This is a genomic window from Allobosea sp. GW821-FHT03A12 (assembly GCF_058986765.1).
Genome location: NZ_JBYSVZ010000002.1, coordinates 44 through 18,563 on the forward strand (window position 1 = coordinate 44; position 18,520 = coordinate 18,563).

Genomic DNA, 18,520 nt, shown 5'->3' on the forward strand with positions numbered 1-18,520 from the left:
TACCCCCCCCCCCCCCCCCCCCCCCCCCCCCCCCCCCCCCCCCCCCCCCCCCCCCCCCCCCCCCCCCAGGACGTCACTTCACCGCCTGGATGGCGGCGACCATATCCTTGAGCTTCGCGTCGGTGACGAACTTGTCGTAGACCGGCTTCATCGCGTCGATGAAGGGCTGCTTCTCGACCGCGTTGATCTGGGCGCCGCCGGCCTTGACCTTGGCTTCCGAGGCCTTCTCGCGGGCGTCCCAGAGCTCGCGCATCTTGGCGACCGATTCCTTGGCTGCGGCCTTGATCAGCGCCTGGTCAGCGGCGTTGAACTTGTCGAAGCTCTTCTTCGACATCACCAGCACCTCCGGCGAGAGCGAGTGCTCGGTCACCGAATAGAACTTCGAGACCTCGAAATGCCGGGTCGATTCATAGGACGGCCAGTTGTTCTCGGCGCCGTCGATGACGCCGGTCTGCAGGGCCGAGTAGACCTCGCCGAACGGCATCGGCGTGGCGTTGGCGCCGAGCGCCGAGACCAACGCGACGAACATGTCGGACTGCTGCACGCGGATCTTCATGCCCTTCATGTCGGCGGGCGTGTTGATCGCCTTCTTGGAGTTGTAGAAGGAGCGCGAGCCGGAATCGTAGAAGGCGAGGCCGATCAGGTCGTGCTTCTCGAACTCCTTGAGCAGGTCGTCGCCGATCTTGCCGTCCATGACCTTCCGCATGTGCTCGACCGAGCGGAAGATGAAGGGCAAGGACGGCACATTGGTCGCCGGGATCAGGTTGTTGAACGGCGCCATGTTGATGCGGTTGATGTCGATGACGCCGAAGCGCGTCTGGTCGATCGTGTCCTTCTCCTGGCCGAGCTGGGCCGAGTGGAAGACGTTGATCTTGATCCGCCCCTGGGTGCGCTCCTCGAGCAGCTTGCCCATGTGGCGCACGGCCTCGACCGTCGGATAGTCGGTCGGGTGGATGTCGGTCGAGCGCAGGGTGACGTTCTGCGCCTGAGCCGAGGTCGCGAGCAGCGCGGCGAAGGCGACGCCGGCGAGCGCGGAGAAACTCCGTCGATTGAGCATGGTCTTGTCCTCTCCCCAATAAAGTCGCCGGCTTATTCCGGTCGTTCTTGTCCCCTGACGGGAGCCGCACCGGCACGGCCGGCGCGGCGATCTCTCACAAAAATTCCGTCCGCATCGGTGTGAAGGAATCGATCAACTGCCCGGCCTCGATGTTGACGACGCCATGGACGAGGTTCTCGGGCACGAAGAAGGTGTCGCCGGCGGAAAGCCGGCTGATCCTGCCGTCGATGGTGACGTCGAAGACGCCGCTCTCGACGTAAGAAGCCTGGCGGTGCGGATGCTGGTGGGCCTTGCCGACAGCCCCCCGCTCGAAGGCGACGCGCACCACCATCAGATCCGGCCCATAGGCCATGATCTTGCGCTTCACGCCGGGCTCGGTCGGCTCCCAGGCGATATCAGCGTCGTGCTGGAAGAATGAGTTGAGACGGTCTGTCATCGCGCCAGCCAGCCTCCGTCGACGGGAAGGATCGCGCCGTGGATATAGGCCGCTGCATCGCTCGCCAGGAACACGGCCGCGCCGCCGATATCCGACGGTTTGCCCCAGCGTCCGGCCGGGATGCGGGCGAGGATCGCGGCGTTGCGCTCGGGATCGGCGCGCAGTGCTTCGGTGTTGTTGCTCTCGACATAGCCGGGCGCGATCGCGTTGACGTTGATGCCCTTGGCCGCCCACTCGCAGGCGAGCAGTCGGGTCAGCCCGGCAAGGCCGCTCTTGCTCGCCGTATAGGAGGCGACGCGAATGCCGCCCTGGAAGGAGAGCAGCGAGGCGATGTTGACGACGCGACCGGTCCGGCCGGCGGCGAGTGCCGCCTTGGCGAAGGCCTGGGCCAGAAAGAAATTGGCCTTGAGGTTGAGGTTCATCACCTCGTCCCAGTCGCTCTCGCTGAAGTCGAGCGCGTCGGCGCGGCGGATGATGCCGGCATTGTTGACGAGGATGTCGAGCGGGCCGGCGAGGGCCTGCGCCTGCTCGATCACGCGTGCGGCGATGCCGTCCTGCTGGAGGTCGGCCTGCAGTGCGAAACAGGTGCCCCCTGCATCGGCGATCAGCTTCTCCGTCTCGGCCATGCTCGAGCGGCCAGCCGCGACGACCTTGGCGCCAGCCTCGGCAAGGGCCAAAGCGATGCCCTGGCCGATGCCGGTATTGGCGCCGGTGACCAACGCCGTGCGGCCATCCAGCGCGAAGGGCGAGCGCGTCGTCATCAGCGCAGCGTCTCCACCGGGGCGGCGTCCATGTCGGTGAACTCGACATTGTCGCCGGCCATGGCCCAGACGAAGGAGTAGTTCGAGGTGCCGCAGCCGCAATGGATCGACCAGTTCGGCGAGATCACCGCCTGCTCGTTGGCGACGAGGAGGTGCCGGGTCTGCTGCGGCTCACCCATGAAGTGGAAGACGCGATGGGCTGGGTCGAGATTGAAGTAGAGATAGGCCTCCATCCGCCGCGTATGGGTGTGGCAGGGCATGGAGTTCCAGACCGAGCCCGGCTCCAGCGCCGTCATGCCCATCACCAGCTGATTGGTGCCGGTGCTGTTCGGCATGATGTATTGCCGGATGGTGCGCTTGTTCGAGGTCTCGGCCGAGCCGAGATGGATGGTGTTGGCGTCTTCCTTGCGGATGAGCTGGTGCTTGGCTTCGCGATGGGCCGGGGCGCTGGTCAAATAGAACTTGGCCGGGTTGACCGGATCGGCGCTGGCGAAGGAGACCTCCTTCGCGCCGAGCCCGACATAGAGCGCATCGAGGCTGGGCAGCTCGAAGCGCTCGCCGTCGATGGTGACCGAGCCAGCGCCGCCGAGATTGATCACGCCGAGCTCGCGCCGCGCCAGGAAGAAGGGCGTGCCGGTCGGCGCGAACGGATCGAGCGTCAGGGGCTTGGCCGCCGGCGTCGCACCGCCGACGATCATGCGGTCGTAATGGCTATAGGTCAGCGCGATCTCGCCGGGCACGAAGATGCGCTCGATCAGGAAATCCTGGCGCAGCGCCTCGGTGTCGTAGCCGCGTACATCACGCGGATGGGCGGCCTGGCGTTCGTCGATGGTCTTGGTGGCGCTGGTCACAGCCGGTAGGCCTCCTTGGCCAGGCGGTAGGCGAGATCATGGGCGACTTCGGCGGCCTCGTCCTCGTCGAGACGGTGCTCGGCGACGAGCCTGGCGAGGTAGTGGCAGTCCATCCGGCGGGCGACGTCGTGGCGCGCCGGGATCGAGAGATAGGCGCGGGTGTCGTCGTTGAAGCCGACGGTGTTGTAGAAGCCGGCGGTCTCGGTGGTGAGCTCGCGAAAGCGCAGCATCGCCTCGGGCGCATCGAGGAACCACCAGCCCGGTCCAAGCTTCAGCGCCGGGTAATGGCCGGCGAGGGGGGCGAGCTCGCGCGAATAGCTGGTCTCGTCGAGGGTGAAGGCGATGACGGTGAGGTTCGGCTCGTTGCCGACCGCGTCGAGCAGGGGCTTCAGCGCCGAGACATAGTCCATGCCGCGCGGGATGTCGGAGCCCATGTCGCGCCCGAACTGCTCGAACAGATGCGGGTTGTGGTTGCGGTAGGAACCGGGGTGGATCTGCAGCACGAGCCCGTCATCGAGGCTCATCTTCGCCATCTCGGTGAGCATCTGGCCACGGAAGAGATCGGCATCCTCGGCCGAGAACTTGCCCTTCAGGATCTTGGCGAAGAGCTTCTCGCACTCGGCCGGCGTCAGGTTGGCGGTGCGGGCCGTGGCATGGCCATGGTCGGAGGAGGTCGCGCCGCGCTCGATGAAGTAGCCGCGACGCTTGCGATGGGCTTCGAGATAGCCGTTCCAGCTCCCGACATCCTCGCCGGTCAGCTCGCCGAACTGCTCGAGATTATCCCTGAAGCCCTCGAACTCGGGGTCGACGACGCTGTCGGGACGATAGGCGGTGACGACCTTGCCGCCCCAGCCGGACTCCCTGATCATGTCATGCCACTTCAGCGGGTCGAGTGCGCCTTCGGTCGTGGCGATCGCCTCGATCTTGAAGCGCTCGAACAGCGCGCGCGGACGCATCGCGTCCTGCTCCAGCTGCTCGGCGATGCGGTCATAGATGCGGTCGGCGCTCTCGGCCGAGAGGCGCTCGGTGATGCCGAAGATCGAGAAGGCGGCGTGCTCGAACCAGAGCCGGGTCGGCGTGCCCCGGAACAGATGCCAGTTGCTGGCGAAGAGCTTCCAGATCTGGCGCGGATCGCCCTCGACCTCGCCGCCGTCCTTGCGGGCAATGCCGAGTTGCTCGAGCTTGATGCCCTGCGAATAGAGCATGCGGAAGATGTAGTGGTCCGGCTTGACGAGCAGGGTCGCCGGATCGGGAAACGGCTTGTTCTCGGCAAACCAGCGCGGATCGGTGTGGCCGTGCGGCGAGATGATCGGCAGGTCGCGGACGCCGGCATAGAGGCGGCGCGCAATGCTGCGCGTCACCGGTTCGGCAGGCAAAAGGCGATCGTCGTGCAGCAGCATCGCTGGCGTTTCCTCTATCGGGCCGGACCATAGGGCCGGCATGGGTGATGCGTCAATATACTAATATACTAGTATGCACTGCTCGGCCGTGTTACGCCTTGGGTGGTCGCGAAGCGTGCATCGTGGTCCAGTAAGGAGGCGATCATGGCCGGGATAGGACAATGTCGGAGGCGCTAGGAATAGGCGAGACCGGGACTTTGCGCCGCGAGCGCAAGCCGCAGCGCCTCGCCGCAGCGTCCGCAGGTCGCGCCACGGCCGCCTCCGTCGTGCAGGACGAGCTTCGCCGCGAGATTCTCGACATGGTGCTGCGGCCGGGCGTGCCACTCTCGGAGAAGGATCTCACCGCCCGTTTCGGCATGAGCCGAACGCCGGTGCGCGAGGCACTGATTCGGCTGAAGGAAGAGGGGCTGGTCGAGATCTTCCCGCAGGCCGGCACCTTCGTCGCCCGCATCCCGACCGGCGCAATCCCCGAGGCGGTGTTCATCCGCCAGGCGCTGGAATGCGCCACGGTCGAGGTGCTGGCGCGGACGGCGAGTGCGGAGGACATCGCAAGACTCGATGCGACGATCGCCGTGCTGCACGAATCGCATGAGGCTGGTGACCAGGAACGCTTCCACCTCGCCGACGAGGAATTCCATGAGGCGCTCGCCGACATCGCCGGCTATCCCGGCGTCTGGAAGCTCGCCCATGCAGCCAAGAGCCAGATCGACCGCTGCCGCCGGATGACGCTGCCGGTGCCGGGGCGGATGGCGATGGTGATCCGCGAGCACCTCGCCATCGTCGACGAGATCAGGCGGCATGACGCCTCGGCCGCGGTCGTCGCGATGCGCCAGCATCTGGGCACGCTGCTGCCCGATCTCGTGCATCTCAAGGCGAGCTATCCGGACTATTTTGTGTGAAAGGCGGTCATTCTCGGGCGGAGCAAAGCGGAGACCCGAGAATCTCGTGACGAGAAGGCACTGATCGGAGCCTCTTCCGGCCTGAGATGCTCGGGTCGAGCCCGAGCATGACGCGCGCGCAGTGCTCTTGCCTCGCTCCCATCTCCCGCGCCATCTTGCCCCGCCACAGCAGGGAGCAGGCACGATGACGACGCGGCGCGATCTTCTGGCGGGAGCAGGCCTTGCCGCGCTCGCAACCCAGCTTCCGCTCGTCGCGCTCGCGCAGGCCAAGGACAGCGTCACCATCGGCATGACGCTGGAGCCGCCGACGCTCGACCCGACCTCGGGCGCAGCCCAGGCGATCCGCGAGGTCGTACTGCAGAACATTTTCGAAGGGCTGGTGGCGATGGACCGGACCGGCAAGCTCGTGCCGGCGCTGGCCGAGAGCTGGACGCTCGCGGCGGACAATCTCACCTACACCTTCAAGCTTCGGCCGAATGCCCGCTTCCATGACAGTACGCCGCTCTCCTCGCGCGATGTGAAATTCTCCTTCGAGCGCGCCGTCGCACCCGATTCGACCAATGCCCAGCGCTGGATCTTCACGCCGATCGAGAGCATCGAGGCGCCCGATCCGATCACCGTCATCATCAAGCTGAAGCAGCCGACGGCGAACTTCGTCTACGGACTCTCATGGGGCGATGCGATCATCGTCTCGCCGGTGACGGCGGCCAACAACAAGACCAGCCCGGTCGGCACCGGCCCGTTCAAGTTCGCACGCTGGAACCGCGGCGACCGGCTCGAGCTGGCGCGCAACGACGAGTATTGGGGGACGAAGCCTGCGCTCGCCAAGGCGACCTTCCGCTTCATCTCCGATCCGCAGGCGCAGGTCGCGGCCCTGCGCGCAGGCGACATCGACGCCTTCACCAATCTCTCGGCGCCGGAGGCGATCCCGCAGCTCAAGGCCGATCCGAAGCTCAAGGTCACGCTCGGCAAGACCGAGGGCGAGACCATCCTCGCCATCAACAACGCCAAGGCGCCGTTCAGCGATATCCGGGTGCGCCAGGCGATCTCGCATGTGCTCGACCGCAAGACGATCGCGCTCGGCATCTACGGCTTCGACGTCGACTATATCGGCAGTCATTTCTCGCCGCTGCACCCGGCCTATGTCGACCTGACGCAGACCTATCCGGTTGATCTCGCCAAGGCTAAGGCCCTGCTGGCGGCTGCTGGTTTCCCGAAGGGCTTCGAATGCACGCTGCGTTTGCCGCCGCCGGCCTATGCCCGGCGCGGCGGCGAGATCATCGCGGCGCTGCTGGCCCAGATCGGGATCACCGCCAAGATCGAGCCGCTCGAATTCCCGCAATGGCTGGAGCGGGTGTTCAAGGCGCGCGATTTCGACCTCACCATTATCGCGCATACCGAGCCACTCGACATCGGCAACTACGCCCGCGATGACTACTACTTCCAGTACAAAAATCCCGAGTTCAAGGCGCTGATCGAAACCATCGACCGAACCGTCGACGAGGCGCAGCGCAACAAGCTCTATGGCGACGCCCAGCGCATGCTGGCGCGTGACGCGGTCAACGGCTTCCTCTTCATCCTGCCGAAGATCACGGTGACCAGGGCCGATCTGGAGGGCATGTGGACCGACTGGCCGCTGCCGCTGACGCCGCTGGTGGAGGTGCGCTGGCGGTAACGGTTGTGACAGCTTCGCCGTCATTGCGAGCGCAGCGAAGCAATCCAGGGGGACGTGGAGTTCTGCCGCCTCTGGATTGCTTCGTCGCTGTGCTCCTCGCAATGACGCTGGCTGCTCGCGGCGACGGCGCTGGGTTCATCTGATGACCACCTACATCTTCCGCCGTCTCCTCGCCTTCGCGTTGACGCTGCTCGGCGCGGCGATCGTCATCTTCCTCGTGCTGGAGATCCTGCCGGGCGATCCGGCGGCGGTCACGCTCGGGCTCAACGCGGCGCCGGAGGCGCTTGCGGCGCTGCGGGTCGAGATGGGGCTCGACCAGCCGGCGCCGCTTCGCTTCTTCAATTGGATCGGCGGACTCGTCACTGGCGATCTCGGCCTCAGCTACACCTATCGTGTGCCGGTGACGCAGTTGATCGGTGAGCGCATGGTGGTGACCTTGCCACTCGCCTCGATGGCGATCCTGCTCGCCTCCGCCATCGGCATCCCGCTCGGGGCGCTCGCTGCCGCCAATCACAACCGCGCCGGCGATGCCGCGGTGATGGTCTTCGCCCAGGCCGGGCTCGCCATTCCGAATTTCTGGTTCGGCCTCTTGCTTGTGCTGGTCTTCGCCGTCGGCGCCGGCTGGCTGCCGGCCGGAGGCTTTCCGGGCTGGCAGGCCGGGTTCTGGCCGGCGCTGCGCTCGCTGCTGTTGCCGGCCGTCGCGCTCGCGCTGCCGCAGGCGGCGATCCTCGCCCGTGTCACCCGCTCGGCCATGCTGGAGACGATGCAGGAGGACTATGTCCGCACCGCCCGCGCCAAGGGGGTCAGCCGGCGGCGCACCATGCTGCGGCATGTGCTGCGCAATGCGCTGATCCCGGTCGTCACCGTGCTGGGCCTGCAATTCTCGGTGCTGCTGGCCGGCGCGATCATCATCGAGAACGTCTTCGCCCTGCCTGGCCTCGGCCGGCTGGTCTTCCAGTCGATCGCCCAGCATGACCTGATCGTGGTCAAGGACCTCGTCATGCTGTTCTCCGCGCTGGTCGTCTTCATCAACTTCGCGATCGAGCTGCTCTACGGGCTGATCGACCCGCGCCTGCGGCAGGCGTCATGAGCGTGGTCGCACCACGCTCCCGTCCGCGGCGCTGGTGGGCCTCGCCGTCCTTCCTGGCCGGCCTGCTGCTCGGCGGGCTCGTCGTCGCGATGGCGCTGATCTCCTATCTCTGGACGCCCTATGAGCCGACGCAGATGGCGATCCTGAAGCGCCTGCGGCCGCCCTCGGCCGAGCACTGGTTCGGCACCGACCAGTTCGGCCGCGACGTGTTCTCGATGATCATGGTCGGCGCCCGCAACTCGCTGGCGGTGGGCCTTGGCGCGGTCGGCCTCGGCCTGACCGTCGGCAGCGCGCTCGGGCTGATCGCCGCGATCCGGCGCGACGGGTGGCTCGACAACCTGATCATGCGTATGGCCGACTTTAGCCACGCCTTCCCGGCCGTGCTCTCGGCGATCATGATCAGCGCGGTCTGGGGTCCCGGCATGATGAACGCGGTGATCGCGATCGCGCTGTTCAGCCTGCCCTATTTCGCCAGACTTGCCCGGGGTGCGGCGCTGCAATGCTGGGCGCTCGACTATGTGCTGGCGGCGCGCGCTGCGGGGCTGACCGAGATGGCGATCACCCGCCAGCACGTCCTGCCCAATATCGCCGGCGTGCTGGTGGTGCAGGCGACGATCCAGTTCGCGCTTGCCATCCTGGCTGAAGCCGGCCTGTCCTATCTCGGGCTGGGCACGCAGCCGCCGGCTCCCTCCTGGGGCAGGATGCTCAACGAGGCGCAGACCTTCATGGCGGCGCAGCCCTGGCTTGCGATCTTCCCGGGGGCGGCGATCGCGCTCTCGGTGCTGGCCTTCAATTTGCTGGGCGATGGCCTGCGCGACGCGGTCGATCCGCGCATGCGCCATTCGCGGGATTGATGTGATTATGCATGCGGAGTTCCACTCATGATCGAGTTCGCCGATCTCAGCGCCGTCGACATGCTCCGGGCCTTCCGCTCGCGCGAGCTCTCGCCGGTCGAGGTCACTGATGCCGTGATCCAGCGCATCGCGCTCTGGGAGCCGTCGCTCAAGGCGCTCTACGCCTATGATCCCGAGGGTGCCCGCGTCGCTGCGAAGGAAAGCGAGGGCCGCTGGCGCCGCGGCGAGGCGCTGCCGCTCGACGGCGTGCCCTGCACGATCAAGGAGAACATCGCGACCAAAGGCACGGCGGTGCCGCTCGGCACGGCGGCGATGGAGCTCAGCCCCGCTGCGGCCGATGCCCCGCCGGCGCAGCGCCTGCGCGAGGCCGGCTGCGTCATCCTCGCCAAGACGACCATGCCGGATTACGGCATGCTCTCATCGGGCCTGTCGAGCTTCCACGAACTCGCCCGCAACCCGTTTGACCTCAGCAAGAACCCGGGCGGCTCCTCGGCCGGAGCGGGAGCGGCGGGCGCGGCCGGCTACGGCCCCTTGCATGTCGGCACCGATATCGGCGGCTCGATCCGCCTGCCGGCCGGCTGGTGCGGGCTGGTCGGCCTGAAGCCCAGCTTCGGCCGGGTGCCGATCGACCCGACCTATTACGGCCGCGTCGCCGGGCCGATGACGCGCACCGTCGCCGACGCGGCGCTGATGATGCGCGAGCTCTCCAAGCCGGACGAGCGCGACCCGATGAGCCTGCCGCCGCAGGAGATCGCCTGGAACGAGCTCGAGCGCGAGCCGCGCGGGCTCAGGATCGGATTGCAGCTGGAAGCTGGCATCGGCCTGCCGGTCGAGCCTGAGGTGAGGGCGGCAATCGCCAGGGCGGCCGATGCCTTCCGCAAAGTCGGCGCGATCGTTGAATTGGCTCCGGCCTTCCTGACGCAGGACATGCTCGACGGTCTCGACGATTTCTGGCGCCAGCGCGCCTGGGCCGAGATCGGCGCGCTGCCGCGCGAGCGGCAGGACAAGGTGCTGCCTTATATCTACGCCTGGGCCGAGCGTGGCCGCGCGCTCAGCGGGGCGCAGGTGCATCGCGGCATGAGCCAGATGCTGGCGATCCGCCATGCGGCGCTGAAGGCGGCACAGCCCTTCGACTATGTGCTCTCGCCGGTCTCACCGGTGCCGAGCTTTGCCGCCGAACTGGCCTCGCCGATACACGATCCCGAGCGGCCGTTCGAGCACATCGTCTTCACGGTAGCGGCCAACATGTCGGACCAGCCAGCGATCTCGGTCCATGCCGGCATGACCGTGTCGGGCCTGCCGATCGGCCTGCAGATCACCGGCAAGCGCTTCGACGATCTCGGCGTGCTGCAGATGGCGCGGGCCTGGGAGCGGCTGCGTGGGCAGGGGCCGGAATGGCCGCGTGTGCCGCGGGCTGAAGCGTCATTGCGAGCGTAGCGAAGCAATCCAGGAGCGGCCGAGCGCCAAGTCCTTCTGGATTGCTTCGTCGCTGCGCTCCTCGCAATGACGGCTTGCGCTACTTCTTCTTCCCGGCCGTGTTCAGCGCCACGGCCGCGCGGATCAGCGCCGTCAACGCCGCCTCGTCGATCGCAGCGCCCTCGTGGATATCGATGGCGCGCCTCGTGTTGCCGTCGAGGCTGGAATTGAACAGGCCGGCGGGATCAGGGAGCGAAGCGCCCTTGGCGAAGGTCAGCTTGACCGCGCCCTTATAGGTCTCGCCGGTGCAGATGATGCCGGCATGCTCCCAGACCGGGACGCCGCGCCATTTCCAGGTCTCCTCGACCTCGGGATCGGCCTGCCGGATGATGGCGCGGACCTTCGCGAGCGTTGCGCCGCGCCAGTCGGTCAACTCCGCGATCCGGGCGTCGATCTGTTCGGAGGCCGAGATTGCATCCCCGGCCTTGTCGTTCGTCTGCTTCATGGGGCCGATATCCTCGTCGTCACATCTTCTCGCCCGGCAAGGCGGCAGCCCGCTTCACCCAGGCGGTGAATTGCGCCTCGTCGAGCTCGTCATTCTCGCGGATGTCGAGATAGCGCACCTCCTTTTGTTTGGAGGTGCCGGGTGGAAGCGGATTGAGTGAGGCGCCGCGGAAGAAGGCGACCTTCACATACTTTGCGAACACATGGATGCCGAGGAACCAGTAATCGTCCTCCATGCCGTAAAGCGGCGAGTTCCACTTCACCGCTTTCCTGACGCTGGGGACGGCCTTGGTGATCAACCCGTCGAGGCGAGCGCCAAGCGGACTCTTCCAGCCCGGCATGGCAGCGATATAGGCCTGTACCGGTGCTTCGCCATAGCCCTTGGCGATCTGCGGATTGCCGCCCGAGAGCAGGATGGGTTGCTCATCTTCGGCTTTCGGCTTCGCTGCCGCCTTCGAGGTCTTTCCGGCCATCATACTTCTCCTAGCCGCCAGCTCGCCGTGCGCCGCGCCCGCCAGCGAGGTAGGGCAGTGCGAACATATAGAGGCCGGAGAACATCAGCAGGAACAGCGGCGGCAGCGGGGAGTAGACGATCCAGGCCGGCGGCGGCCCCAGCGCCATGGCGACGAAATTGGCGATGACGGTCGCCGTGAAGATGATGGCGAGCCAGCGATGGCCCTGCCGGATGATGTCATTCCAGGTCAACGGGACCTCCTTCGTGTGATGAGGACCGAGGCGGGCATTCATTCCGCTCGCTCCAGCACTTGCTCGAGTTTGCCGAAGAATTCCTGCCAGCCGGCCCTGGCGCCGCCGAAGGCCTGCTTCTGCTCCGGCCGGAAGCCGGCCTGCTCCATGCGCAGCAGCGTGCCCTTGGGCGTCGGGGTGAGCGTGAAGGTCACGGTGCTCTTCAGATTGAAGGCCGGGTCGTCATGGGCGAAGTCCCAGCTATACGCCAGCATCCGGTTCGGCTCGATGTCGAGGACCTCGCAATCGAGCACGCCGCCCCATTCGCCGCGCAGGTTGAAGCGATGGCCGACGACTGGCGCGAAATCGTTCTTCATCAGCCATTCCGCGATCAAATGCGGCTGCGTCAGGGCACGCCAGAGCTTCTCCGGCGGGTGGGCGATCTCGCGTTCGACAGTGACGGAGCGGGTCTGCGTGGCGGTGGTCATTGATCCATCCTTGCGAGCAAATTTTCGAGGTCGTCGAACCGCGCCTCCCAGAAGCCGGCCATCTGGCTGGTCCAGTCGATCAGCGGGCTTAGGGCGCCGAGCTGGGCGCTGTAATGGGTCTGACGGCCTGCCTGCCGGTCACGCACCAGGCCGGCCTGCTTCAGGACGCCGAGATGCTTGGAGACGGCGGGCTGGGAGACGCCGGCCTGCGCGGTCAGGGCCCCGACCGTCAGCTCGCCGTCGCGGCACAGGCGCTCGAAGATGGCGCGCCGCGTCGGGTCGGCGAGCGTCCTGAACAGCATGTCGTGGGCGTCTGACATCACAATCGATAACCCGTTGGCTATGAGTTAATTCATAACCACAGAGATATGAGTTGGTCAAGCACTCTCGCAATCGAGGCAGGGCAGGGGTGTGGCAGCTGCGCTGGACCGGGTCGCGCGGCTCGCGCAGGATGCCTTACGAAAGCGCGGGGAATGTCGCTGTCGGCGCCCCTGCGATCCTGCCTTCGAGGACTTCACCATGGATCTGATGCTGAACGGCAAGCGCGCTCTCGTCACGGGCGGCAGCAAGGGGATCGGCCGCGCCATTGCGCGGCAGCTGGCTCTGGAGGGCGTCGACGTCGTCATCGCTGCGCGCAACCAGGCCGAACTCGATGCGGCTGCGGCCGAGCTGGCACAGGAGACCGGCCGCAAGGTCGTCGGCCTCACCGTCGACACACAGGATGATGCCTCGGTGAAGGCGGTGATTGCTGGCACCGTCGCGGCCTTGGGCGGGCTCGACATCCTCGTCAACGCCGCGGCCAAGCCGGGCGGGCAGGCGGCGCCTCCGAAGCTCGCCGAGATCACCGACGCGCTGTTCTTCGACGACGTCAACGTCAAGGTGATGGGCTATCTCAGGATGGCCCGCGAGGCGGCGCCGATGATGGCAGCGGGTGGCTGGGGCCGGATCATCAACATCAGCGGACTGGCGGCGCGGCTGACCGGCTCGACCATCGGCTCGATCCGCAATGTCGCGGTAGCGGCGCTGACCAAGAACCTCGCCGACGAGCTCGGGCCAAAGGGCATCAACGTCACCGTGGTGCATCCCGGCACGACGCGAACCGAGAAGACGCCGGGCGTGATCGCGGCGCGGGTGTCGGCATCAGGGCTGGCTGCCGAGGAGGTCGAGCGCCGCATGGCGGCCAATGTCACGATCGGCCGGCTGGTCGACATGGCCGAGGTCGCCGACATCGTCGCCTTCCTGGCCTCGCCGCGCAGCGTTGCGATCAATGGCGACGCGATCGCCTGCGGCGGCGGCGCGAAGGGCGCGATCCACTACTGAGCGGTCGCGCCCTTACGTGATCAGAACAGCGCGGTTGGCGCGACTTCAGCGATGATCATCAAAGCGAGCCCGAGCAGGCCGAGGCCGACGCCGGTCCAGGCGAGGAGTGCGACGCCGGTGATGATCGCCGCCGAGGAAACCACGATCGCGATCTGCAGCAGGCCCGAGACGATGTCGTATTTGTCGTCGCGGGCGCTGGAGATATCGCGCTTGGCTTCGGCCGCCTTGGCGCGGACGATCAGCTCCTTGCGGCCCTCATTGGTCTCGGGCTCGGATTCATAACGAGCGATCGTCGCCTTCCAGCCGTCGATGCGCTTCTGCAGGCGCTCGCGCACGGCCGGATCGGTTGCGCCGGCGAGGTCGACCTCCATCGCGTCGGCGGCGGTGCGCAGCGTCGTGCCGCGGATCGTCTTGGCCTGGAAGAAGGCCCAGAGATTGGAGGCTTCGATGTTCTTCGCCAGCGCGTCCTGCTCGGCGTTCTTGCCGCCGATCTCGGAGAAGGCGAGCAGGAGCGCGAGAATGCCGATCAGGAGCGCGATGCGCTTGTTGATCTTGCTGGTCGGCTGATTTTCTTCGGTGACGTCTGGTGCGGCTGAGGCCATCAGTGATTCCCCCCGGAAAGGCCGGGCGTGATGGCCGGTCCACGTGACGGAATCAAGACGATTTTACCGAAGGTAAGGAGTTTATCCCCGGGCGCGCGGGTGGGCGGAATCATAAGCCGCCAGCAGGCGAGTGGAATCGATGCGGGTATAGATCTGCGTCGTCGAGAGCGAGGCGTGGCCGAGCAGCTCTTGGATGGCGCGCAGGTCCCCGCCGCGGCCGAGCAGATGGGTGGCGAAGGAATGGCGCAGCGCATGCGGCGTCGCGCTGCCCGGCAGTCCGAGCGAACCGCGCAGACCCTCGACCGCAAGCTGGATGATCCGCGGCGAGAGCGGCCCACCCTTGACGCCGACGAAGAGCGGCCCCTCCGGCGCAAGCCGCCAGGGGCACTGCGCGAGATAGCCAGCAATCGACTCGACCACGACCGGTAGCACCGGCACCATCCGGGTCTTGCCGCCCTTGCCGAGCACGGTGAGGGCATCGGCAGTGCTGACGGGTGCCTGCGAGCGCTTGAGACCGAGCGCCTCGGAAATGCGCAGGCCGCTGCCATAGAGTAGTGACAACACGGCGGCATCACGCGCCAGCACCCAGTCGGGCCGCTCCTCGCCGGCGCGGCTGTCGGCCTTGGTCACTGCGGCGGCGGCCTTGGCGTCGAGCGGGCGCGGCAGGCCCTTGCCCAGGCGCGGTCCACGCGTCGCGGCGAAGGCGGCGGCGGTCAGCCGGCCGCTGCGCTCACCGAAGCGGGCAAGCGAGCGCAGCGCCGCGAGCTGGCGCATCAAGGTACGGTTGCCGACGCCGTCGCGGCGGCGATAGCCGAGAAATGCGCGCAGGTCGGCGGGCTTCAGCGCGGCGACCGCCTTCAATGTCGGCGGCGCGTCGAGATGATGAGTCAGGAAGCTGGCGAATTGCTCGATGTCGCGGCCATAGGCCTCGAGCGTCTTCGGCGAGAGCCGGCGCTCATGGCCGAGATGGGCGAGCCAGTCGCGCCGCAGGGTGTCGAAATCGCTCATGCCGTCGATCTTGCCGCGCGAGGCTTAACAACCGTTGTCCGGCGCGATCATGGCCTGCTATGAACCCTGCAGACATTGTTCAGGGCTGACCAAATTGCACGCTCCCGATCCGCACGGCCTGATCTTCCCGTTCCCCGAGCCGCCGGCCCCCGGCCAGCTGATCGAGGTCGCGCCCGGCATCTTCTGGGCGAGGATCGCGCTGCCGTTCCGGCTCGACCACGTCAATATCTACCTGATCGAGGATGGCGACGGCTTCGCGGTGATCGACACCGGCATCGGCGACGAGGCGACCAAGCAGGCCTGGCTCGCGCTGATGGCCGGCGCGCTCGCCGGCAAGCGGCTGACCCGGCTCTTCGTCACGCATTTCCATCCCGACCATATCGGGCTGGCCGGCTGGCTCTGCGAGCGCTTCGGCACGCCGCTTTTGACCAGCCAGACCGGATATCTCGGCTGCCTCAACATCTCGCTCAGCCCGGGCGCGTCCGAGGCGCCGGTCTACAAGCAGTTCTACCAGCGTCATGGCCTCTCGGCCGAGGTGACGCAGGTCGTCTCGACGCTTGGCCATGGCTATCTCAGGCAGGTGACGCCGCTGCCGCCGACCTTCACCCGCGTCGTCGCCGGCGATGTGCTCAGGATCGGCGGGCGCGACTTCTTCGTGCTGGCGGGTGACGGCCATGCGCCGGAGCAGTTGATGTTCCACTGCCCGGAGGCGAACGTCTTCCTCGCCGCCGACCAGATCCTCGCCAAGATCACGCCGAACATCAGCGTCTGGGCGGTCGATGCGGAGGGCGATCCGCTCGGGCTGTATCTGCGTTCGCTGAGGGCGCTGCCACAAGCGATTCCGCCCGGGACGCTGGTCCTGCCCGGCCATCAACTGCCGTTCTACGGATTGCAGGAGCGCTGCGCTGCGCTTGCTGCCCATCACGCCGAACGCTGCCGGCTGATCGCCGGAGCCGTCGCCAAGGGGCCGCATTCGGTCGCCGAGCTGGTGCCGGTGATGTTCACGCGGCCGCTCGATCCGCACCAGCTCTCCTTCGCCTTCAGCGAGGTCTTCGCGCATGTGAACGCGATGCTCCGACTCAGCGAATTGCGCTGGGCCGAGCCTCAGGGCGAGATCATGAAGGTGATGGCGGCCGGCTGAGCGCGGCATCGTCCTCCCCTCGCAGGCGAGGGGAGGAGATCTTTTCCGCTCAGGCCGCGGCCATGGCCGGCTGCTCGACCGCGGTCACCGTCAGCACATGCTTCTTGCCGTCGCGGGCGGTCCAGGCGATCGACTGGCCGGCGGCGAGGCCGATCAGCGCCGCGCCGATCGGCGTCAGCACCGAGATGCGGCCCTGCTCAATATCGGCCTCGCCGGGATAGACGAGCTGGACACGACGGTGCTGGGCACTGTCGGAATCGAAGGTGACGAAAGAGCCCATGCGCACGACGTCCGCCGGCAGCTTGGCCGGTGCGACGACCTTAGCGCGGTCCATCTCGGCGAGCAGCTCTTCGGCCACCTCCGGGATGCGCTCGAGCGCGGTGGTGGCGAGGCCGGTCAGGCGCTCATGGTCGATCTCGCCGACGATGATCTTCGGCTTGCGATGGGTCTTCTGGTTCAGTTGGGTCATGGGTCTGGTGTCCTGCGATGACGCGCACGACGGCGGCGCCAGGGCGCGACCGGTAAAGTCTAAGAGGTTCTTTTGGGGGAGACGCCTTGGAAGATCGTGCTGCCATGACGGCGGACAGCATCGACGGCACCCCTGGACTCGGGGCGCGCTCGGGCCGAGTCCGGGGCTAGGATTCCGCGATCGGGGCGACCCGGAATACGAGGCGATGCTTCGTCGTCATACCCATAGAGTTGGGGGCGGACGCGTTGCTGTCAAGGCCGGAGAGGCTTGCCGCCGACCGATGACGATGCTGAGAGAGAGCACAGGCGAGCGGGCTTTCGACAGCTCGCCCGATAGGGATCGAGAGGCGTTCGCCGTCGGCTCAGCGGCGCGCCTGGGGGCAGCGAACCGGAACCGGGATCGGCTTCAGCTGCGGCTGGGCCGGAGCGAGGAGGGCGCCGAGGCGGAGAATGAAGCGGGCGATCAGGTCCATAACGTCCCTCAGTTCCGGGCGATGAAGATCGTGGGAATCAGTTCGCCGCCACCGACCTTCACTGCATCGTCTTCACCAATATGGTGCTTCGATGGCGGCGCCGCCACTGCCTCGGTTGGCACCGTGAACAGGATCGGCTGCGAAGGTGCGTTCATCGGCGCTGACATTCCGCGTGGCAGATACAGGTCAGGATCGCCCCGAAAATACTTCAAATGCCTTACGCCACAGAGGGTTATCGACCCGTAGCCTTAACGATGTGCTGCGCCGGGCGATGAAACACGCGGGTGGCTGACGCGCCGCAGCATGAAGAGAGCAACGCTGTGGAACAAAGCAGCGATTGAACCCGATCGGCGGCTCGCTTATGGCTAATGAATCGTTAACCGGGGCGTCATCCAGACATGGCCAGCCTGTTCCGGCTCGTGCCCGATGCGCGCGCCGAACTCCTGCAGCTGAATTCCTGGGCGCGGCCGCATCAGGCCGCCTTCGCCGCTGCTCAGCGCGCGGCGCGCTTCGGCGCGGCCGGGCCGGAGGCCTCTGCCTTCATGGCGGCGCGGCGCGAGGCGACCTTAGCGCGGCTCGGCGAGGGCTCCGCGGCCTGGAATGGCTGGGCCGGCGAGATGATGCGCCTGCGCGGCCGGATCGAGGCCGACGGCGCGCTGCTGGCGCTCTGGCGCCTCTTCGCCGATGTCGAGTTGGTCGACGAGATCTTCGAGGGCGATTTCAACGTCGCCGGCATCATCTTCCCGGCGGCGGCGCGCTTTTCCGGCAGCGCCTTCTGCGGCGACGCCTGGTTCTCCGAAGCGCATGTCCACGGGGCCGCCAGCTTCCGCGACGCCAGCTTCCGGGCCGACGCCTTCTTCGATCGGGCGCATTTCGCCGGGGATGCCGATTTCGGCGCGGCGACCCTGCACGGCACCGCCGAATTCCGTGATATGCGCTGCGAGGGCGTCGCCTGCTTCGTCGAGGCGGAATTCGTCGGCGATGCCTGGTTCCGCGGCTCGCGCTTCGACGGCGTGACGCAGTTCCGCGGCGTGCGCCATGCCGGCGAGGCGGGCTTCGGCGATTGCCGCTTTGCAGGCGCAGCCGATTTCGGCGAGGCCGAATTCGCCGGCAATGCCGGCTTCGAGGAGACGCGCTTCGGCCAGATGGCGAACTTCGCCGCCGCCCGCTTCGACCGCGGCGCCTGGTTCAGCAACGCCGCCTTCGACGGTCGCTCGAATTTTGAGCGCGCCCGCTTCCGCGGCCGCCGCCATTTCGAGGGGATTTCGCTGGCGGCGCAGGTCTCGCCCGTAGCGCAGCAGATCGCGGCGCTGGAGCAGTTCCGCTTCGGCCGGCGCTGAGCGGACGTCCGCAGCTTCCCTTCTCGCGGCCGCTTTGGCCCGTGCCTTGCTAG

22 protein-coding genes are annotated in these 18,520 nt (G+C 67.0%); 8 read left to right on the forward strand and 14 right to left on the reverse strand.

Translation table 11 applies throughout. The features are described 5' to 3' along the window. Window positions 1–73 precede the first annotated feature (73 nt). The 5 genes from AC3WLC_RS06560 to uxaC form a co-directional block, all read right to left on the reverse strand. Complete coding sequence (locus tag AC3WLC_RS06560; RefSeq protein ID WP_493683137.1) at window positions 74–1,057, reverse strand: TRAP transporter substrate-binding protein; 984 nt, start codon at window positions 1,055–1,057, stop codon at window positions 74–76. A 94-nt stretch (window positions 1,058–1,151) separates the two neighbouring features. After that, window positions 1,152–1,493 (reverse strand): cupin domain-containing protein, encoded by a 342-nt coding sequence (locus AC3WLC_RS06565; RefSeq protein WP_493683138.1) that lies wholly within the window; start codon window positions 1,491–1,493, stop codon window positions 1,152–1,154. Then, complete coding sequence (gene kduD / locus AC3WLC_RS06570; RefSeq protein WP_493683139.1) at window positions 1,490–2,254, reverse strand: 2-dehydro-3-deoxy-D-gluconate 5-dehydrogenase KduD; 765 nt, start codon at window positions 2,252–2,254, stop codon at window positions 1,490–1,492. Before kduD ends, AC3WLC_RS06565 begins: the two co-directional genes overlap by 4 nt. Next, window positions 2,254–3,105, reverse strand: a complete 852-nt coding sequence (gene kduI, locus AC3WLC_RS06575; protein WP_493683140.1) for a 5-dehydro-4-deoxy-D-glucuronate isomerase — start codon at window positions 3,103–3,105, stop codon at window positions 2,254–2,256. The genes kduD and kduI overlap by 1 nt, the downstream gene beginning before the upstream one ends. Beyond that, window positions 3,102–4,505, reverse strand: a complete 1,404-nt coding sequence (gene uxaC / locus AC3WLC_RS06580; protein WP_493683141.1) for a glucuronate isomerase — start codon at window positions 4,503–4,505, stop codon at window positions 3,102–3,104. Before uxaC ends, kduI begins: the two co-directional genes overlap by 4 nt. Window positions 4,506–4,666: 161 nt before the next feature. On the opposite strand from uxaC, the gene AC3WLC_RS06585 reads away from it, so the two are divergent. The 5 genes from AC3WLC_RS06585 (at window position 4,667) to AC3WLC_RS06605 (ending at window position 10,460) form a co-directional block, all read left to right on the forward strand. After that, entirely contained in the window at window positions 4,667–5,404 is a 738-nt protein-coding gene (locus tag AC3WLC_RS06585) for a GntR family transcriptional regulator (RefSeq protein WP_493683142.1), read from the forward strand. 184 nt (window positions 5,405–5,588) lie between these two features. Further along, the gene (locus AC3WLC_RS06590; RefSeq protein ID WP_493683143.1) at window positions 5,589–7,079 is read left to right on the forward strand and encodes an ABC transporter substrate-binding protein; all 1,491 of its coding nucleotides are present in this window, start codon (window positions 5,589–5,591) and stop codon (window positions 7,077–7,079) included. 142 nt (window positions 7,080–7,221) lie between these two features. After that, the gene (locus tag AC3WLC_RS06595; protein ID WP_493683144.1) at window positions 7,222–8,169 is read left to right on the forward strand and encodes an ABC transporter permease; all 948 of its coding nucleotides are present in this window, start codon (window positions 7,222–7,224) and stop codon (window positions 8,167–8,169) included. After that, complete coding sequence (locus AC3WLC_RS06600; RefSeq protein WP_493683145.1) at window positions 8,166–9,023, forward strand: ABC transporter permease; 858 nt, start codon at window positions 8,166–8,168, stop codon at window positions 9,021–9,023. Before AC3WLC_RS06595 ends, AC3WLC_RS06600 begins: the two co-directional genes overlap by 4 nt. 27 nt (window positions 9,024–9,050) lie before the next feature. Beyond that, window positions 9,051–10,460 (forward strand): amidase, encoded by a 1,410-nt coding sequence (locus AC3WLC_RS06605; RefSeq protein ID WP_493683146.1) that lies wholly within the window; start codon window positions 9,051–9,053, stop codon window positions 10,458–10,460. A gap of 79 nt (window positions 10,461–10,539) precedes the next feature. On the opposite strand, the gene AC3WLC_RS06610 is transcribed toward AC3WLC_RS06605, so the two are convergent. From AC3WLC_RS06610 to AC3WLC_RS06630, 5 genes are read right to left on the reverse strand one after another with little or no spacing between them, the layout of a single operon-like run. After that, on the reverse strand, window positions 10,540–10,944 hold the full coding sequence (locus AC3WLC_RS06610; protein ID WP_493683147.1) for a DUF1801 domain-containing protein: 405 nt from the start codon (window positions 10,942–10,944) through the stop codon (window positions 10,540–10,542). A gap of 19 nt (window positions 10,945–10,963) precedes the next feature. After that, window positions 10,964–11,416: a DUF1801 domain-containing protein gene (locus AC3WLC_RS06615; RefSeq protein ID WP_493683148.1), complete on the reverse strand. Its 453-nt coding sequence runs from the start codon at window positions 11,414–11,416 to the stop codon at window positions 10,964–10,966. Between the two features lie 10 nt (window positions 11,417–11,426). Then, window positions 11,427–11,648, reverse strand: a complete 222-nt coding sequence (locus AC3WLC_RS06620) for a hypothetical protein (RefSeq protein ID WP_493683149.1) — start codon at window positions 11,646–11,648, stop codon at window positions 11,427–11,429. A gap of 38 nt (window positions 11,649–11,686) precedes the next feature. After that, the gene (locus tag AC3WLC_RS06625; protein WP_493683150.1) at window positions 11,687–12,115 is read right to left on the reverse strand and encodes an SRPBCC family protein; all 429 of its coding nucleotides are present in this window, start codon (window positions 12,113–12,115) and stop codon (window positions 11,687–11,689) included. Continuing rightward, window positions 12,112–12,435, reverse strand: a complete 324-nt coding sequence (locus tag AC3WLC_RS06630) for an ArsR/SmtB family transcription factor (RefSeq protein WP_110488509.1) — start codon at window positions 12,433–12,435, stop codon at window positions 12,112–12,114. Before AC3WLC_RS06630 ends, AC3WLC_RS06625 begins: the two co-directional genes overlap by 4 nt. A gap of 199 nt (window positions 12,436–12,634) precedes the next feature. Here AC3WLC_RS06630 and AC3WLC_RS06635 point away from each other — a divergent pair, with 199 nt between their 5' ends. After that, window positions 12,635–13,435: an SDR family NAD(P)-dependent oxidoreductase gene (locus AC3WLC_RS06635; RefSeq protein WP_493683151.1), complete on the forward strand. Its 801-nt coding sequence runs from the start codon at window positions 12,635–12,637 to the stop codon at window positions 13,433–13,435. A gap of 20 nt (window positions 13,436–13,455) precedes the next feature. On the opposite strand, the gene AC3WLC_RS06640 is transcribed toward AC3WLC_RS06635, so the two are convergent. After that, window positions 13,456–14,037 carry a DUF4337 domain-containing protein gene (locus tag AC3WLC_RS06640; protein ID WP_493683152.1) on the reverse strand — a complete coding sequence of 194 codons (582 nt, stop codon included), beginning with the start codon at window positions 14,035–14,037 and terminating at the stop codon, window positions 13,456–13,458. An 81-nt stretch (window positions 14,038–14,118) separates the two neighbouring features. Further along, window positions 14,119–15,045, reverse strand: coding sequence for a tyrosine recombinase XerC (locus tag AC3WLC_RS06645; RefSeq protein WP_493683153.1), 927 nt, complete (start codon window positions 15,043–15,045; stop codon window positions 14,119–14,121). A 94-nt stretch (window positions 15,046–15,139) separates the two neighbouring features. Between AC3WLC_RS06645 and AC3WLC_RS06650 the strand changes: the two genes are divergently transcribed. Next, window positions 15,140–16,186, forward strand: coding sequence for an MBL fold metallo-hydrolase (locus tag AC3WLC_RS06650; protein WP_493683154.1), 1,047 nt, complete (start codon window positions 15,140–15,142; stop codon window positions 16,184–16,186). 49 nt (window positions 16,187–16,235) lie between these two features. Here AC3WLC_RS06650 and rnk read toward each other — a convergent pair whose 3' ends face one another. Both rnk and AC3WLC_RS06660 read right to left on the reverse strand, forming a co-directional pair. Beyond that, complete coding sequence (gene rnk / locus AC3WLC_RS06655; RefSeq protein WP_291671932.1) at window positions 16,236–16,646, reverse strand: nucleoside diphosphate kinase regulator; 411 nt, start codon at window positions 16,644–16,646, stop codon at window positions 16,236–16,238. A 489-nt stretch (window positions 16,647–17,135) separates the two neighbouring features. After that, on the reverse strand, window positions 17,136–17,282 hold the full coding sequence (locus tag AC3WLC_RS06660) for a hypothetical protein (RefSeq protein WP_493683155.1): 147 nt from the start codon (window positions 17,280–17,282) through the stop codon (window positions 17,136–17,138). Window positions 17,283–17,525: 243 nt separating this feature from the next. Here AC3WLC_RS06660 and AC3WLC_RS06665 point away from each other — a divergent pair, with 243 nt between their 5' ends. Next, window positions 17,526–18,467: a pentapeptide repeat-containing protein gene (locus AC3WLC_RS06665; RefSeq protein WP_493683156.1), complete on the forward strand. Its 942-nt coding sequence runs from the start codon at window positions 17,526–17,528 to the stop codon at window positions 18,465–18,467. Window positions 18,468–18,520 lie beyond the last annotated feature (53 nt).

Excerpts from the sequence above, each read along its gene's own strand:
- kduD (WP_493683139.1), bottom strand. The coding sequence starts at position 2,254 with ATGACGACGCGCTCGCCCTTCGCGCTGGATGGCCGCACGGCGTTGGTC.
- AC3WLC_RS06615 (WP_493683148.1), bottom strand. The coding sequence starts at position 11,416 with ATGGCCGGAAAGACCTCGAAGGCGGCAGCGAAGCCGAAAGCCGAAGAT.
- AC3WLC_RS06590 (WP_493683143.1), top strand. The coding sequence starts at position 5,589 with ATGACGACGCGGCGCGATCTTCTGGCGGGAGCAGGCCTTGCCGCGCTC.
- AC3WLC_RS06640 (WP_493683152.1), bottom strand. The coding sequence starts at position 14,037 with ATGGCCTCAGCCGCACCAGACGTCACCGAAGAAAATCAGCCGACCAGC.
- AC3WLC_RS06595 (WP_493683144.1), top strand. The coding sequence starts at position 7,222 with ATGACCACCTACATCTTCCGCCGTCTCCTCGCCTTCGCGTTGACGCTG.
- AC3WLC_RS06610 (WP_493683147.1), bottom strand. The coding sequence starts at position 10,944 with ATGAAGCAGACGAACGACAAGGCCGGGGATGCAATCTCGGCCTCCGAA.
- AC3WLC_RS06625 (WP_493683150.1), bottom strand. The coding sequence starts at position 12,115 with ATGACCACCGCCACGCAGACCCGCTCCGTCACTGTCGAACGCGAGATC.
- AC3WLC_RS06660 (WP_493683155.1), bottom strand. The coding sequence starts at position 17,282 with ATGAACGCACCTTCGCAGCCGATCCTGTTCACGGTGCCAACCGAGGCA.
- AC3WLC_RS06565 (WP_493683138.1), bottom strand. The coding sequence starts at position 1,493 with ATGACAGACCGTCTCAACTCATTCTTCCAGCACGACGCTGATATCGCC.
- AC3WLC_RS06630 (WP_110488509.1), bottom strand. The coding sequence starts at position 12,435 with ATGTCAGACGCCCACGACATGCTGTTCAGGACGCTCGCCGACCCGACG.
- AC3WLC_RS06635 (WP_493683151.1), top strand. The coding sequence starts at position 12,635 with ATGGATCTGATGCTGAACGGCAAGCGCGCTCTCGTCACGGGCGGCAGC.
- AC3WLC_RS06560 (WP_493683137.1), bottom strand. The coding sequence starts at position 1,057 with ATGCTCAATCGACGGAGTTTCTCCGCGCTCGCCGGCGTCGCCTTCGCC.
- AC3WLC_RS06585 (WP_493683142.1), top strand. The coding sequence starts at position 4,667 with ATGTCGGAGGCGCTAGGAATAGGCGAGACCGGGACTTTGCGCCGCGAG.
- AC3WLC_RS06645 (WP_493683153.1), bottom strand. The coding sequence starts at position 15,045 with ATGAGCGATTTCGACACCCTGCGGCGCGACTGGCTCGCCCATCTCGGC.
- AC3WLC_RS06605 (WP_493683146.1), top strand. The coding sequence starts at position 9,051 with ATGATCGAGTTCGCCGATCTCAGCGCCGTCGACATGCTCCGGGCCTTC.
- AC3WLC_RS06665 (WP_493683156.1), top strand. The coding sequence starts at position 17,526 with ATGGCCAGCCTGTTCCGGCTCGTGCCCGATGCGCGCGCCGAACTCCTG.
- uxaC (WP_493683141.1), bottom strand. The coding sequence starts at position 4,505 with ATGCTGCTGCACGACGATCGCCTTTTGCCTGCCGAACCGGTGACGCGC.
- AC3WLC_RS06600 (WP_493683145.1), top strand. The coding sequence starts at position 8,166 with ATGAGCGTGGTCGCACCACGCTCCCGTCCGCGGCGCTGGTGGGCCTCG.